The following is a 14,530-nucleotide window of genomic DNA, read 5'->3' as shown; positions in this document are numbered from 1 at the left end:
GGCCGGGCACCTGTCCGCGCCGGGGTGGGGCGTCTGATGGCGACGGAGGTTGTGCTCCCGAAACTGGGCCTGACCCAGGAGGAGGGCACGATCGTGCGTTGGATCAAGCCCGAGGGGAGCCGCGTCGCCAAGGGCGAGCCGCTCTTCGAGGTGTTGACCGACAAGGCTACGATCGAAGTGGAAGCGCCCGCCTCCGGCGTGCTGCTCCGCATCCTCGTCCCCGAAGGTACGACTGCCCCGGTGGCCACGCCCATTGCCCTGATCGGCGAACCCGGGGAACGGGGTGCCGCGGCCGCGCCGCCGGCAGCGGCACCGGCCGCGACGGCGGCTTCGGCCGGCGCGGCCGCCGGCACGGTCACGCCGCGCGACGGACGCGTGCGGATCTCTCCGCGGGCGCGCGTGCTGGCCGCGTCGCACGGCATCGACCCGCGGGCGCTTCGGGGCAGCGGACCCGACGGCCGCATCATCGAGCGCGACGTACAGCGGGTGGTCGAGGCGGAAACCCGAGGGACCGCCGCGGCCGCGCCCGCGCGCTCCGTCTCCGCGGTTCCGGCGGCCGTTTCTGCGCGGCTGCGCGCGGTCATCGCGCGGCGCATGACCGAGAGCCTGCAGAGCACGGCGCAGCTGACGCTCACCACCGAAGCGGACATGGTCGAGGCGGCGAGGCTTCGCGACGAGGTCGGCGCCGAACTCGAGCGGCGCGGCGGCGTGCGGCCGACCTACACCGACCTGATCGTCCGCGCGGCGGCGATCGCGCTGCGCGATCATCCGCGCCTGAACGCGCGGTGGGCCGACGGCGGTGCGCGGCAGCTGCCGGATATCCACGTCGGGGTGGCCGTGGCCCTCGACGAGGGCCTCGTGGTTCCCGTGATCCGTCACACCGACCGCACCGCTCTCGCGGAGATCTCCGCCGCGCTGCGCGACCTGTCCGAGCGCGCGCGGACGTTCCGGCTTGCGCCCGCGGAGATGGAAGGCGGCACGTTCACCGTCACCAACCTCGGCATGTACGACGTCGACGCCTTCACGCCGATCCTCAATCCGCCGGAAGCGGCGATTCTCGGCGCCGGCCGCGTGCACCGCCGTCCGGTCGCAGTGGGCGACCGCGTCGAGGTGCGTCCCGTGATGGCGCTGTCGCTGACATTCGACCACCGGGTGGTGGACGGCGCGCCCGCGGCGCAGTTCCTGCAGCGCGTGAAGCACGTGCTCGAGCACCCGTACCTGCTCCTGCTGCCGTAGCCGGGGCGCCGCGCGCCGGGAGGGACTCGATGGAACTGCCGCTCACCCCGCTCGAATTCGCCCGCCGGGCGCGGGCCCTCTATCCGGAGCGCGAGGCGGTGGTCGACGGCGGCCGCCGGCTCACCTACGAGGAGTTCTTCCGGCGGTGCGACCGCTGGTCCGCCCGGCTGCAGGGTTTCGGCGTGGGGCCGGGAGACCGCGTCGCCTACGTCGCGCCGAACATCTCCGGGCTGCTCGAGGCGTTCTACGCGGTGCCGCAGATCGGCGCGGTGCTGGTGCCGATCAACTACCGGCTCGCTCCCGGTGACTTCGAGTACATCATCAATCACAGCGGCGCCCGCGTCGTCGCCGCGGCGGCCGAGCATCTCGACGCGATCGACGGGATCCGCGCGTCCCTCGGGAACGTCCGGCAGTTCGTCGCGCTCGACGGCGGGCGCGAGGGATGGCTGGACTACGACGACCTGCTCGAGCAGTCGTCCGGCGAGTACGAGCGGCCGGAGATCGCGGAGAACGATCTGCTCACCATCAACTACACGAGCGGCACCACGGCCCGGCCGAAAGGCGTCATGATGACCCACCGCAACGTCTACATGAACGTCCTCGGCACGCTGGCCCACATCCACATGACGCCGGCCGAGCGCTACCTCTGGACGCTGCCGATGTTCCACTGCAACGGCTGGACGTTCGTGTGGATCGTCACGGCGGTCGGCGGCACGCATCTCTGCCTGCGCCGGGTCGAACCGGACCAGGTCTTCGCGTTGTGCCGCGAGGAGCGCGCGACGATGATGTGCGCCGCGCCCACGGTGCTGATCCGGCTGGCGAACGCGCCCGAGTCCCTCCGGCGGGACGTTCCGTCCGGCCTCCGGGTGCTGACGGCGGGCGCGCCGCCGGCGGCGGCCACGATCGGCCGGATCGAAGGCGATCTCGGTTGGGAGATCGTTCACGTTTACGGGCTCACCGAAACGTCGCCGTTCATCACGATCTGCGAGCCGCGTCCCGAGCACGCCGCCCTCTCCGCGGAGGCGCGCGCGGCCGTCAAGGCGCGGCAGGGCGTGGAGTTGTTCTCGTCCGGCGAGCTGCGGGTCGTCGACGCCTCGGGCGGCGAGGTGCCGCACGACGGGCAGACGGTCGGCGAGATCGTCGTGCGCGGCAACGTTGTGATGAAGGGCTATTTCAACGATCCTGAGGCCACGGCGCGGGCGTTCGCCGGCGGCTGGTTCCACACTGGCGACGCGGCGGTCGTGCACCCCGACGGGTACGTCGAGATTCGGGACCGGATCAAGGACATCATCATCAGCGGCGGCGAGAACATCTCATCCGTGGAGGTCGAGGCGGCGCTGCTCCGGCATCCGGCGGTGCAGGAGGTGGCCGTGGTCGGCCTGCCCGACGAGCAGTGGGGCGAAGCGCCGCACGCGTTCGTCGTCCGCAAAGCCGGTGAGGCGGCCGGCGAATCGGACCTCCGGGAGTTCGCCCGCGGGGTGCTCGCGCATTTCAAGGTGCCGAAAGGGTTCCACTTTGTCGACGATCTGCCGAGGACGGCGACCGGTAAGATTCAGAAGTTCGTGCTACGGGGGACGCACGCCGGGATCGCGCGGCAGTAAAGACTTGGAAGTGCGGCCGGTCAGCTGAGGCGCGCGGTCGAAGGCGTAGTTTGGCGCAGCGCGTCGAGCGTGTGCCGAACCGCCGCGCGGTGCGACGTGATCCGGCTGCCGAACGCGTGCGAGAACTTGCCCGCGTCCATGACGAAGGGATATTCGAACTGGTAGAGCACCTCGCGGCTCTCGCGAATCATGGGTGAGAAAAGACCGCCGAGCAGCATCAGCGGCTTCGGGATGAGGCCGATCCGCGGCGGCGCGCCGAGTGTCTCGAAAACGAGTGCGGCGAACTCCCGCCCCGTCAGGGGTTCGGCGGCCGGCAGGTGCCAGATTTCGCCGAAGGCCTCGTCGTGGTCGGCCAACGTCACCAGTCCCCACGCGACATCCGGCAGGTAACCAAACGTGTGGGGGGCATCCAGGCTGCCCACCCACGACGCCCTGTGTCCCGAGACTGCCGGCCGGATCACCAGCATCGTGGCGGCGCTGTTGGCCTGCGGGCCGTAGAAATCCGACGCGCGCCCTATCGCGACCCGCACCGTTCCGGCGCGATGAGCGTCCAACAGCAGGTGCTCGAGCCGGATGCGAAGACGGCCCTTCTTGCCGCGGGCATTTCGCGGCGTGGTCTCGGTCATCGGTGCGTCGGGACGGCCGTACATGTAGAGATTGTCCATGACGACGAGTTTGGCCCCGGCGGACGTGGCGGCGGCGATGATCGCCTCGGCGATGGGGATGAGGTGCGAGGTCCATTGCGGGTAGGGTACGTTGACACAGTGGTACACTACACGGGCTCCGCGGCACACGTCCCGGAGGCTTGTGGGATTCGTGGCATCGCCCTTCACGGGCGTCACGCCGGGCAGCGAGGGGCCGGCGCCGCTGCGGCTCACCGCGCGTACGAGCAGTCCCCGCGATGCCAGTTCGCGCACGACGGCGCTTCCCGCTCCCCCCGTTGCGCCCAGGACGACAGCCTCGGATGTGGCCACGGCGCGCTCCCCTGCCTGCATATCGGGTTCAGACGGCACGACGGCCGGGGAACTCCCCGGCCGCCGTAGTCATTCTCGCTCGGTGGGCTAGTGAGCTACGAGCCGCTGCCTCCGTCGGGCGGTGTCTGCACCTGGGGCTGCGGCGGCGTGTAGACTTGGTCGTTGCACGCGAACGCGGCCGTCGCCGCGATTGCCACCGCGGCAACCGCGATCAGGGCCGTGAGCAGTCTGAGCATCTTCGGCCTCCCTTCTACGAACCCCGGGGGACGTGTTGTGGGGTCTGCGGACGCCGTTCGTGATGTTACAGGAAACTCCTGCCGCGTACGCGACACCCTGAGCCTCCGCGCGCAGATGTTACAATGAGAGCCCGATGCGGTTCCGGCCGGAAGTCGACTACTACGAAATCCTTCAGGTGCACCCCCGTGCCTCCGTGGAAATGGTCCGCAAGGCCTACCGCACGCTGATGGGGGAGATGGGCGGTCACCCGGATCTCGGCGGCGACGAGGAGCGCGCGAAACTAATCAACGAGGCCTATTCGGTGCTCGGCGATCCGGACATCCGGCGGGCATATGACCAGGCCCGCGCCCGGATGGCGCCGAGGGGGAGTGATGGGGGACTCGGCCCCGGAATGCCGGGCACGGGCCGGCCGATATGGCCCGATTCATCGGCCGCGGGACGCGGTCCCGGCGGCGAGCTCGAACGGTGGGCCGTCTTTGTGACCAAGGTGCTGTACTCTGCGATCGTCGTCGTGGCCGGCATGATGATCGCGCGTCTCATCAAAAGTCCGGCGATCGACCTGGCCGATATGGTCGCGACGCTGGTCGTGCTGTTTCGGATCTGGCAGCAGGCCGGCGGCGGACGCTAGGCCGTCATCGAGGAAGGCTTAGAGGGCCGGCGCGCGCGACCCCCACGACGTCGCGGCCTCGTAGGCGGCGGCGAGGCGCAGCAGCGTGATCTCGTCGAACGGGCGGCCGCCGAACTGCAGTCCGAGCGGCAGCCCGCTCTTCGTGTACCCGCAGGGCACCGTGATGCTCGGGAAGCCGAGGAAGCTGAACGGGCGATTGTAGACAGGCGACCCGGTGCTCGCGAGGCCTGCCGGCGCCGGACCGGGCGCCGACGGCGTCGCCAGCACGTCCACGTCCCGCAACACCTCGCGTATCGTCTCGATCAGCAGCGTGCGGATCTGCTGCGCCCGCACGTACGCCGGCGCCGGCACGTGAAACCCCGTTTCGATGATCGCCCGGAGCTTGTGGCCGTAGTCGCCGGGACGCGCGCGGTACGTGTCCGCGTGGACGGCCGCGGCTTCGACGTTGTGGATGATCTCGTGCGCGTCCATCGCCGCTTCAAAGAGCTCGGGGAGCCGCACGTTTTCCACCCGGCACCCGAGATCGCCGAGGGCGCGCAGCGCCTCGCGATAGGCGGCCGCCCCCTCCGGGTCCAGGCCGTCGGTGAAGTAGCGGTCGGGAACCCCGACGCGCAGTCCCCGCGCCGCGGCGTCGCGTCCACGGAGGTCGTCGAGGGCGGCGGCCGCGCCGGACACCGGCGGCGCCGGTACGGTGCTCGGATCATAGGGATCCGGTCCCGCCACCGCATCGAACAGCATCGCGACGTCGCGCACCGTGCGGGCCATCGGTCCCGGGTGGTCCAGCGTCCACGCCAGCGGGTGCACGCCGTGGCGGCTCACCCGTCCGAACGTCGGCTTGAGGCCGACGACCCCGCAGAACGCGGCCGGCCGGCAGATCGAGCCCGAGGTCTGGCTTCCGAGCGCGCCGTGGCACATCCGCGCGGCGAGTGCGGCGCCGGAACCGCTGCTCGACCCGCCCGGCGTGTGGTCGAGCGCCCACGGGTTGCGCGCCGGCGAGGGATCGAAGGACGCGAACTCGGTCGTGTGCGTCTTTCCGAGGATCACCGCGCCGGCCTGGCGCAGGCGGGCGACGCTCGTCGCGTCGTAGGAGGGCACGAAGCCGGCCATGATCTTCGAGCCGCACGACGTCTCCACGCCCTCGGTGTAGAAGATGTCTTTGACGCCGACGGGAATGCCGCGGAGCGGACCGGACGTTCCGGACCCTGGCCGATCGGTCATCTTCTTGGCCGCGGCGCGTGCGTCGTCCGCGCGGACGCGGGCCCACGCCTGCACGCGGGGCTCGACGCGCTCGAGTCGGTCGAGGGTGCTGTCGATCAGTTCGAGCGGCGACAGACGCCCCGCCGCGATCGCGGCGGCGGCGTCACTGAGGGACAGTTCCCAGGGCTCAGGCATCGCCGCGAACGAAGCGCGGGGCGCCCGCCGGCTCGGTCTCGCGGGGGACCGGCGCGGCGGCGACGTGTTCGATGCGGCGCTGCGTCACGGCCCACTCCTCCTCGAACCGCTCGCCGTGATCGGGAAGGCGCAGGAGTGCGTGCACGCCGCCGGTCTTGTGGCCGTGCCCTTGATGATCGCCTTTGTGATCGGACGAATGCGGAGACACACAAAAGGTGTTGGCCCGGAGGGCGCAAACCTCCTTCCGTGCCCATCGTTGCCGGTCCGCGTGACGCGGAGCGTCCGCTCGTGCTCGCCCTCGACCTCGGAAGCGGGTCGCTTCGCTCCATCGTGTACGACCGCCTCGGCCGTGAGGTCGCCGGTACCGAAGGGCGCGCGCCGACGGAATGGCGGTACACGCCGGACGGCGGGGTCGAAGCCGACGCCGACGCGCTGGTGGCCGGGGCGTGCGCGGCGGTGGACCAGACGCTCGCCGCCGCGGGGCCGATCGCGCCCGAAATCCGCGCCGCCGGCATCTCCACGTTCTGGCACAGTGTGCTCGGGGTCGACGCTTCCGGCCGCCCCGTCACGCCACTTTACTCGTGGGCCGACGGGCGCAGCCGCGGCGCGGTCGGCCTCCTTCGAGAGCGGCTCGACGAAGAGCCGGTGCGGCGGCGCACCGGCTGCGTCTTCCACACCAGCTACCTCCCGGCGCGCCTGCTGTGGCTTCGGACGAGCCGCCCCGACGTGTTCGGCACGGCGCGCACGTGGATGGGCATCGGCGAATACCTAACCCTGCATCTCTTCGGGCGCGCCGCCTGCAGCATCTCGATGGCGTCGGGGACCGGGATGCTGGATCTCCGCCGCTGCGAATGGGACGGCGAAGTCCTCGGCGCCCTCGGGCTGTCGCCGGAGCGGTTGTCCCCGCTTGTCGATCTCGACGCGCCGTTCAGCGGCCTGCGCGCCGACTACGCGGAACGCTGGCCGGCCCTCGCCAAGATTCCCTGGCTCCCCGCGGCGGGGGACGGCGCGCTCGCCAACATCGGCACCGGCTGTGTGGCCCGCGCCCGGGCGGCCTTGAGCCTCGGGACGTCCGGCGCGATCAGGGCGATGTGGTCCGGCGAGGTGCCGGACGTGCCGCGGGCGCTGTGGGTGTACCGCGCCGACCGGCGGCGGGTGCTTACCGGCGGAGCCGTGACCAACGGCGGCGCCCTGTACCGGTGGCTGCTCGACACGCTGGCGCTCGGCGATCCGGCCGGCCTCGACGCCGCGCTGCGCGAGCGGGCGCCGGACGCCCACGGCCTCGCCGTCCTGCCGTTTCTTTCCGGCGAGCGCAGTCCGTTCTGGCCGGCCGCATCGCGCGGCGCGGTCTTCGGCCTCACGGCGTCGACGCGGCCGATCGACCTGCTGCAGGCGGGGCTCGAGTCGGTGGCGTACCGGCTCGCGCTCGTGTGGGACGCCCTACGCACGGTGGTCCCGGAGATCCGTGAGATCGTCGCCAGCGGCGGCGCGTTCTCCCATCTTCCGGCGTGGCTGCAGATCTTCGCCGACGTCTTCGGGCGCGACATGATCCGGTCCGCGGAGGATGAAGGCAGCAGCCGCGGCGCCGCGCTGCTCGCGCTCGAGTCGCTGGGCGCGGTCCGGATCGAGGAGATGCCGGTGCCCCGGGGACCGGAGGTTCGGGCGGACGCATCCCGCCACGCCGTCTACGAACGGGCGCGGGCGCGCCATGTCCGCCTGGAGCGGGCGCTTGAGCCGCTGCAGGCCGGGGAGGGGACGCAGACATGATCGCGCAGCTACAGCCCTGGCAGAACTTTTACATGCTGCTCGGCGGCGCGTCGGCCACGCTGGTCGGCCTGATGTTTATCGCGATCTCCCTCGGGTCGAGCCGGTGGCTGCCCGAGGAACGGCCGATTCTCACCGCGAGTTTCAACGCGTTCCTGAGCCCGACGTTCATCCACTTCGTGTACGTGCTGGTGACCGCGGTCATCGTCTTCGTGCCCACGCTGAGCGAGGGCGTGTTGGGCGGACTGCTGGCGCTCACCGGCCTCGGCAGCCTCGGGCACATCGCGCGCAACCTGTCGTTCGTTCGCGAGCGATACCGGGTAAGGACCATCGACCGGAGCGACCTGTTCTGGTACTCGCTCATGCCCTCCGTGGGATACGTGCTGTACCTCGACGCCGGCATCGGACTGCTGAGGGCGGCCGCGGGCGGACCGCCGCGGGGGCAGGCGCTCAACGCGCTGGCCGCGGCCAGCGTTCTGCTCCTCGTGATCGGCGTGCGCAACGCGTGGGACCTCGTCGTGTTTCTGGTACTGCGCAGGCTCGACACGCCCGCGGACAATCGCCCGTAGCGACGGGAGCCGTCCACGCGGGTCGCGCGATGCCGATCCGCCGCGCCGCAGGACCGTGCAGGTGAGGCGCGAACCTGTGCACGCCAGCCATCTGCGTTGAGCCGGAGGGGGATGCCTATGACCCGGTCGCTGACACGCCGCGAATTACTTCGCCGCACGGGACGGACGGCGGCCGGGGCGGCCGCGGGGATTGCGGCGGGCAATGTCGCCGGGTGGGCCGGCCTCAGCCGGGCGCTGGCGGCGGCCCCCGCGCCCAAAAACGGCGGCACCCTCACGATCAGCCAATCGGTGGACATCAACACGCTGCATCCGTGGACCGGCACGCTCAACGTCTGGAAGGTCATCAAAACCAACGTCTACGACCAGCTCTCGTACCAGGACCCCGCCACGCTCGAGTTCAAGCCCAAGCTGGCGAAATCGTTCGAATGGACGGACGGGAACACCGGCCTCGTCGTGACCCTGCCGAGCGGCGTGAAGTTCCACAACGGCGAGACGCTGACGGCCGCGGACGTCAAGTTCACGCTGGACAGCATCCGCGACCCCAAGACCGGGTCGTGGCTGCGGGGATTCATCGCGCCGATCCAGGACGTGCAGGTGCTCGATCCGACGCACCTCAAGATCAAGACCGATACCGTCGAAAACCAAGTGATCCCGGCGTTTGCGTACGTGGACATCGTGCCGCGCAGCCAGGGCACGGATCTGGCGCGGAAGACTCCGGTCGGGTCGGGGCCGTACCGCTTCGTCGAGTGGGTGCCCAACGACCACGTGACGCTGCAGCGCGCCCCGAGCTATTGGAACGAGGCCGGCGCCGGCCACGTGGACCGGATCGTGCTCAAGCCGGTGACCGAGCTGCAGACGCGGATCTCGCAGCTGCTCGCCGGCGACGTGGACATGGTGTACGACTTCAGCCTGCTGGAGGTTCCGCGGCTGCGCGCGGACCGGCGGGTCGCGGTGACCGTCGTGCCGCCGGTTGACCAGATGTTCGTGATGTATCTCAACGCCCGCAAGCCGCCGTTCAACCGGCTCGAGGCGCGGCAGGCGGTGGCGTATGCGCTCGACCGCGACGCGTTCATCAAGAACTTCCTGGCCGGGCAGGGGCGCGTCGACAACAGCCCGTTTACCCCGTCGCACTGGGCGTTCGACCCCCGCACGGAGCACAAGTACACGTACAATCCCGACCAGGCGGGGCGCCTGCTGGAAAAGGCCGGCTACCCGAAGGGGCAGGGACTCAACTTCAGCCTGCTCACGCCGTCGGGGTACCCGGAGTTCACGCAGCTGTCGACGATGGTCCAGGCCACGTTCGCGTCGCTCGGCTACCGGCCGGCCATCGAGGAAGTGGACATCGGCCAGTGGGCGGCGCGGCTCAACCAGTCGCACGACTACTTCGCCGCGGTGGACTATCCGCCGCGCGGGTCCGCCGATCCGGCGTTGACCTATTCGGCGGGCCTCTTCTTCCCGCCGGTGCCGGCGAACTACAACGGACTCACGCCGGACGCCATTCCCGGCTACGTGGCCGAGTTGCATCGCGGCGCGACGACGTTCGCCCGTCCGGCCCGCAAGGTCGCCTACTACAGCGTCCAGGAGATGTGGCTGGACCACCTGCCGGGGGCGATCTTCTGCCACCGTTCGACGGCGCACGCCGCGGTGGCGGCGGTCAAAGGGTTCGTGCCGCACGCGGCGTTCCAGCAGAGCTTCGCCGACGTGTGGCTCGCCCGGTGACGCGCCGAGCGGGCTGACCTTCCGGCCGCGGCGTCCCGCGAGGTGGCCAAGTATCTGCTGTGGCGATCGCTGAGCGTCGTTCCCACGCTCGTCGGCGTCAGCGTGCTCGTGTTCCTGGTCACGTACTTCATCCCGGGCGATCCCGCCCAGATCATGGCGGGGACCGACGCGACGCCGGACGTCGTGGCCGGTTTGCGCCACCAGTGGGGACTCGATCGGCCGATCTACGTCCGGTACGCGCTGTGGGCGGCGAACGCGCTCCGCGGCAACCTCGGCGAGTCGTACTTCAGCCATCTGACCGTGCTGCAGCTGGTCGCGCGGGCGTCCACCGTGACGGTGGAGCTCGCCGTGCTGGCGCTTCTCGTCGCGGTCGCGATCGCCGTGCCGGCCGGCATCGTGTCGGCGGTGCGGCCCGGCTCCTGGTTTGATCTGACCGCGACCGCGGTGGGCTTCGGCGGGCTGTCCATCCCCGGGTTCTGGCTCGGCATCATGCTGATCTATGTGTTCAGCGTGTATCTCCGATGGCTGCCCGCGGGCGGCTTCACCCCGCTCGCGAGCGGCCTCGTCCCGAACCTCCGCAGTATGATCCTCCCGGCGATCGCGCTCGGCACCTTCGCCTCGACGCAGTTCATGCGGTATCTCCGCGCCAGCATGCTCGAGGTGCTCGGGGCGGACTTCACCCGCACCGCGCGGGCGAAGGGGTTGACCGAGCCGGTCGTCCTGGTGCGCCACGCGATGCGCAACGCCCTGATCCCGTTCGTGACCGTCCTCGGGGTGCAGATGGGCTACCTGCTCGGCGGCACCGTGATCACCGAATCGGTCTTCGCGCTGCCGGGCATCGGGCGCCTCGTGCTGAACGCGATCCTCAACCGGGACTACCAGGTGGCCACGGGGATCATCCTGCTGATCGCCACGGCGTTCGTACTGGTCAACCTGATCGTGGACCTGCTCTACCCGGTGCTCGACCCGCGCGTGCGCCTGGGCCGGGCGACCCTCTCGCAGTGAGGCAGCCCGCCCGGGCCCTGCGCTGGCTCACGAAGCGCTGGAGTCTGACGTTCGGCCTCGGCGCGGTGGTCGCACTGTGCCTCGCGGCGCTCGGCGCCGGCCTCCTCGCCGGATACCCGCCGGACGCGCAGCACATGGAGACGACACTCGCGGCGCCGTCGGCCGCGCACCCGCTCGGCACGGACGAGTTCGGCCGGGACGTCCTCAGCCGGCTGCTCTTCGGAGCCCGGCTGACCCTCCTCGCCAGCAGCGTCTCGGTGCTGCTCGCGGCAGTCGCCGGCAGCGCCCTCGGCCTCACGACGGGCTACTTCGGCGGCGCCTACGACAGCCTGGCCGGCCGGGTCATCGACGTGCTCTTCTCGTTTCCGGTGCTGCTGCTCGGCATCGCGATCGTCGCCGTGCTCCGCCCAGGCGAGCCGAGCGTGGTGCTCGCCATTGCGATCGCGTCGCTGCCGAACTTCGCGCGGGTGGCCCGGTCGGCGATCATCGCGGAGCGGGAGCGCGAGTACGTGGTGGCGGCCCACGCGATCGGCGCGCCGGTGCCCTACATCATCGTGCGGACGCTGCTGCCGAACCTGATCGGGCCGCTGGTGGTGCTGGTCTCGCTGGGGTTCGCGTACGCGGTGCTGTACGAGGCGTCGTTCAGCTTCCTGGGGCTCGGCGCGCAGCCGCCGACCCCGGAGTGGGGCGTCATGCTGGCGAGCGCGCGCAACTTCCTGTTCCAGGCGCCGTGGTACGCGTTCTTTCCCGGGACGGCCATCTTCGTGCTGGTGTTCTCGCTGAACCTCGTCGGCGACGGGCTTCGGGATCTCCTCGATCCCCGCCGCCACAACCGCTAAGTCGCGTCTACTCCGGCGGCAGCGGCAGCGCGACCCGGCGCTCCTCCGTCCAGGCGCGGTCGATCGCGAGGCAGACTTCGTGGCTGCGGGCGGCGTCCGCGAGCGCGGCCAGCGGCGGCCGGTCCTCCAGGATCGCGGCCACGAGGTCGTCCACCTCCGCCTGGAACGGATGGTGGGCCACGTCGGCACTGTCGGGCAGCACGGTCGGAATCGTCACGTAATCGGTCTGTCCGTCGAGGGCGGCCGCGAACAGGCGGTTGTTCCGGAGGGTGCCGCGGCTGCCGTAGAGGCTGAGGTTGAACAGGTACGGGCTGAACGCCTCGAACGTCACGCTGACCTTGCCGACGGCCCCGTTGGCGAAGCGGAGGGACGCCGTGATCGTCGGCGGGTAGTCGAAGTCCCGGCGGGCGACCTGCGTCGCGTAGGCGGAGACGCTCTCGATCTCGCCGGCGCAGAACCGCAGCACGTCGACCGCGTGGCAGCCGCCCATCATGAGCGTGCCGCCGCTCGTCGCCGCGCGGCCCTTCCACTCCCAGCCGGGCCGCGCGGGGTCGACGCGGTGAATGTAGTCCGCCTCGACGAGCATGAGGTCGCCAAGCGCGCGGTCGTGCACGAGCCGGCGCGCCATCCGGACGAGGGGGTTCCACCGCAGTACGAAGCCCACCGTGGCCTTGACGCGGTGTTCCTCGACCTTGCTCACCAGCGCGCGCAGCTCCGGCAGCGTGAGCGCGATCGGCTTCTCCACGACGAGGTGCTTGCCGGCGCGGGCCGCGCGGATCGCCTCCTCCGCGTGGAGGTGATTCGGCGTGCAGATCGCGACGATGTGCACGTCGTCGCGCTCGAGCAGCGCGTCGAGCCGGTCGCCGGCGTCGCACGCCAAGCCGTACTGCGCCGCCCGGCGCCGGGCCTGATCCGCCGTCCGGCTCGTGATCATCCGGATCTCGGTGTGGGGGTTGCGCGTGAACGCCTCGATGTACTGGGTGCTCACGTTTCCCGCGCCGTGGATGCCCACGCCGAGCCGTGAGGGTGTCATGCGGCTGACATACGGGGCGCGACCGGGGCAGTCCTCCGCGCGAACGCAGGCGCCGGGCGCCGCCGGATGGAAGGAGCGCCGTATGGAGCGGCCCGACCGGTCGGAAGAGTACATGACACGGGCCCGGCGCCACCTCGCCGGTGGCGTCAACAGCAACATTCGGCTCGCCGAGCGCCCCGCGCCCTTCGTTGTGACGCGGGGCCGGGGGGCCGAAGTCCAGGACGCCGACGGACGCTGGCACATCGACTACGTCCTCGGCATGGGCGCGGTGATTCTCGGCCATGCCGATCCGCGCGTGACGGAGGCGATCGCCGGCGCCGTGCGCGAGGGGCTGGTGTTCGCCGGGCAGCATCCGCTCGAAGCGGAGGTCGCCGAGCGGATCAGCGGGGCGGTGGCCTCGGTGGAGGTCATCCGCTGCACGTCTTCGGGATCCGAGGCGGCGCACGCGGCGCTGCGGATCGCCCGCGCCGCGACCGGCCGCTGGCCGGTCGTGCGCTTCGACGGCCACTATCACGGCTGGTTCGACGCGATTCACGTCGCTGACCGCTCGGACACCGACGAGCCGATCGCCCCGGCGCGCCCCGGCAGCGCGGGGCAGCCGCCGTCGGCGGTTCGGGAGCTGCTCGTGCTGCCGTGGAACGACGTCGCCGCGGTTCGTGACGCCGCGGCGCGGTACCGCGGCCAGATCGCCGCGGTGATCCTCGAGCCTATTCTGTGCAACACCGGCGTCATTCCGCCCGCCCCCGGCTTGCTGGCGGCGATCCGTGAGTGGTGCACCCGCGACGGGACGGTGCTGATCTTCGACGAGGTCATCACGGGCTTCCGCGTGGCGCTCGGCGGCGCGCAGTCTCTGCTCGGCGTCACACCCGATCTCACGGTCTTTGGGAAGGCGGTCGGGAACGGATTCCCGCTGAGCGTCGTGGGCGGCCGGCGCGACCTGATGGCGGTGCTGTCTCGCGGCGGTACCCTGCACGGCGGGACATATAATGGAAACCCGCCGGCGATGGCGGCGGCCCGGGCGACGCTCGACGCGCTCGCCGCGGACGGCGGCGCACCGTACGCGGGCCTCACCGCGACCGCGCAGACCCTCATGGCGGGCCTGCGGGAGGCGGGCGCCGAGCACGGCGTGCCGGTGCTCACGCAGGGCCCGGGGCCCGTGTTCCAAATGTGGATCACCGATCGGACGTGCATCGCGGACGCGCCCACCGCGCGGACGGCGGGCGCCGCCGCGTACGAGGTGTTCGCCGCGGCGATGCGCAGGCGCGGCGTTCGCGTGCTGCCGAGCGGCCGCTGGCTCGTGTCCACGGCCCACACGGCCGACCACGTCGGTCGGACCGTGGCCGCCGCGCGCGAGGCCCTCGGCGAGGTGCGCGCGGCCGCGCGATAGCCCCGCGCCTGTACAGGTTCAGATAGATCCGAAAGACCCTCGTTGAAGGGTGTCGCGACGGACTCGGCGCTATCAACCGCTGGGCCATGGCTATACTGGCCCCATGCAGATTCACCAGAGCCTGGTGCGCGGCACCCGACGGATCC

14 protein-coding genes are annotated in these 14,530 nt (G+C 71.1%); 9 read left to right on the top strand and 5 right to left on the bottom strand.

All coding sequences use genetic code 11. The annotated features are described in order from the left end of the window. Window positions 1–36: 36 nt before the first annotated feature. Together VKT83_11975 and VKT83_11970 are read left to right on the top strand one after the other, a co-directional pair. A complete protein-coding gene (locus VKT83_11975; protein ID HLY23171.1) occupies window positions 37–1,236 on the top strand; it encodes a dihydrolipoamide acetyltransferase family protein in 1,200 nt (399 codons plus the stop codon). A gap of 29 nt (window positions 1,237–1,265) precedes the next feature. Then, the gene (locus VKT83_11970) at window positions 1,266–2,837 is read left to right on the top strand and encodes a long-chain-fatty-acid--CoA ligase (protein HLY23170.1); all 1,572 of its coding nucleotides are present in this window, start codon (window positions 1,266–1,268) and stop codon (window positions 2,835–2,837) included. A gap of 20 nt (window positions 2,838–2,857) precedes the next feature. Here VKT83_11970 and VKT83_11965 read toward each other — a convergent pair whose 3' ends face one another. Both VKT83_11965 and VKT83_11960 read right to left on the bottom strand, forming a co-directional pair. Further along, entirely contained in the window at window positions 2,858–3,811 is a 954-nt protein-coding gene (locus tag VKT83_11965; protein ID HLY23169.1) for an NAD-dependent epimerase/dehydratase family protein, read from the bottom strand. Window positions 3,812–3,906: 95 nt separating this feature from the next. Further along, window positions 3,907–4,047: a hypothetical protein gene (locus tag VKT83_11960; GenBank protein ID HLY23168.1), complete on the bottom strand. Its 141-nt coding sequence runs from the start codon at window positions 4,045–4,047 to the stop codon at window positions 3,907–3,909. Window positions 4,048–4,181: 134 nt separating this feature from the next. Between VKT83_11960 and VKT83_11955 the strand changes: the two genes are divergently transcribed. Beyond that, window positions 4,182–4,676 carry a J domain-containing protein gene (locus VKT83_11955; protein HLY23167.1) on the top strand — a complete coding sequence of 165 codons (495 nt, stop codon included), beginning with the start codon at window positions 4,182–4,184 and terminating at the stop codon, window positions 4,674–4,676. A gap of 18 nt (window positions 4,677–4,694) precedes the next feature. On the opposite strand, the gene VKT83_11950 is transcribed toward VKT83_11955, so the two are convergent. After that, window positions 4,695–6,068 (bottom strand): amidase, encoded by a 1,374-nt coding sequence (locus VKT83_11950; GenBank protein ID HLY23166.1) that lies wholly within the window; start codon window positions 6,066–6,068, stop codon window positions 4,695–4,697. Further along, window positions 6,061–6,213: a hypothetical protein gene (locus VKT83_11945; protein ID HLY23165.1), complete on the bottom strand. Its 153-nt coding sequence runs from the start codon at window positions 6,211–6,213 to the stop codon at window positions 6,061–6,063. Before VKT83_11945 ends, VKT83_11950 begins: the two co-directional genes overlap by 8 nt. 101 nt (window positions 6,214–6,314) lie before the next feature. Here VKT83_11945 and VKT83_11940 point away from each other — a divergent pair, with 101 nt between their 5' ends. The 5 genes from VKT83_11940 to VKT83_11920 all read left to right on the top strand — a co-directional run bounded on the left by VKT83_11940 (window position 6,315) and on the right by VKT83_11920 (window position 11,964). Beyond that, complete coding sequence (locus VKT83_11940; protein HLY23164.1) at window positions 6,315–7,835, top strand: gluconokinase; 1,521 nt, start codon at window positions 6,315–6,317, stop codon at window positions 7,833–7,835. After that, window positions 7,832–8,401: a hypothetical protein gene (locus VKT83_11935; GenBank protein HLY23163.1), complete on the top strand. Its 570-nt coding sequence runs from the start codon at window positions 7,832–7,834 to the stop codon at window positions 8,399–8,401. The genes VKT83_11940 and VKT83_11935 overlap by 4 nt, the downstream gene beginning before the upstream one ends. A gap of 117 nt (window positions 8,402–8,518) precedes the next feature. Beyond that, the gene (locus VKT83_11930) at window positions 8,519–10,120 is read left to right on the top strand and encodes an ABC transporter substrate-binding protein (protein ID HLY23162.1); all 1,602 of its coding nucleotides are present in this window, start codon (window positions 8,519–8,521) and stop codon (window positions 10,118–10,120) included. A gap of 42 nt (window positions 10,121–10,162) precedes the next feature. Beyond that, window positions 10,163–11,125: an ABC transporter permease gene (locus tag VKT83_11925; GenBank protein ID HLY23161.1), complete on the top strand. Its 963-nt coding sequence runs from the start codon at window positions 10,163–10,165 to the stop codon at window positions 11,123–11,125. After that, the gene (locus VKT83_11920; protein HLY23160.1) at window positions 11,122–11,964 is read left to right on the top strand and encodes an ABC transporter permease; all 843 of its coding nucleotides are present in this window, start codon (window positions 11,122–11,124) and stop codon (window positions 11,962–11,964) included. The genes VKT83_11925 and VKT83_11920 overlap by 4 nt, the downstream gene beginning before the upstream one ends. 7 nt (window positions 11,965–11,971) lie before the next feature. Here the strand turns inward: VKT83_11920 and VKT83_11915 are convergent, their stop codons facing one another. Continuing rightward, window positions 11,972–12,997 (bottom strand): Gfo/Idh/MocA family oxidoreductase, encoded by a 1,026-nt coding sequence (locus VKT83_11915; GenBank protein HLY23159.1) that lies wholly within the window; start codon window positions 12,995–12,997, stop codon window positions 11,972–11,974. Between the two features lie 82 nt (window positions 12,998–13,079). Here VKT83_11915 and VKT83_11910 point away from each other — a divergent pair, with 82 nt between their 5' ends. After that, the gene (locus VKT83_11910) at window positions 13,080–14,384 is read left to right on the top strand and encodes an aspartate aminotransferase family protein (protein HLY23158.1); all 1,305 of its coding nucleotides are present in this window, start codon (window positions 13,080–13,082) and stop codon (window positions 14,382–14,384) included. Window positions 14,385–14,530: the final 146 nt, after the last annotated feature.

The sequence above is a fragment of the bacterium genome, from assembly GCA_035308905.1.
Lineage (GTDB): Bacteria > Sysuimicrobiota > Sysuimicrobiia > Sysuimicrobiales > Segetimicrobiaceae > DASSJF01.
Note: the sequence above shows the minus strand (reverse complement) of the source record. Positions and strands in the feature narration are given on the sequence as shown.

What these genes read in the sequence shown, in the direction of transcription:
- VKT83_11955 (HLY23167.1), top strand. Translation starts at nt 4,182, where the DNA reads ATGCGGTTCCGGCCGGAAGTCGACTACTACGAAATCCTTCAGGTGCAC.
- VKT83_11970 (HLY23170.1), top strand. Translation starts at nt 1,266, where the DNA reads ATGGAACTGCCGCTCACCCCGCTCGAATTCGCCCGCCGGGCGCGGGCC.
- VKT83_11950 (HLY23166.1), bottom strand. Translation starts at nt 6,068, where the DNA reads ATGCCTGAGCCCTGGGAACTGTCCCTCAGTGACGCCGCCGCCGCGATC.
- VKT83_11960 (HLY23168.1), bottom strand. Translation starts at nt 4,047, where the DNA reads ATGCTCAGACTGCTCACGGCCCTGATCGCGGTTGCCGCGGTGGCAATC.
- VKT83_11935 (HLY23163.1), top strand. Translation starts at nt 7,832, where the DNA reads ATGATCGCGCAGCTACAGCCCTGGCAGAACTTTTACATGCTGCTCGGC.
- VKT83_11930 (HLY23162.1), top strand. Translation starts at nt 8,519, where the DNA reads ATGACCCGGTCGCTGACACGCCGCGAATTACTTCGCCGCACGGGACGG.
- VKT83_11975 (HLY23171.1), top strand. Translation starts at nt 37, where the DNA reads ATGGCGACGGAGGTTGTGCTCCCGAAACTGGGCCTGACCCAGGAGGAG.
- VKT83_11910 (HLY23158.1), top strand. Translation starts at nt 13,080, where the DNA reads ATGGAGCGGCCCGACCGGTCGGAAGAGTACATGACACGGGCCCGGCGC.
- VKT83_11915 (HLY23159.1), bottom strand. Translation starts at nt 12,997, where the DNA reads ATGACACCCTCACGGCTCGGCGTGGGCATCCACGGCGCGGGAAACGTG.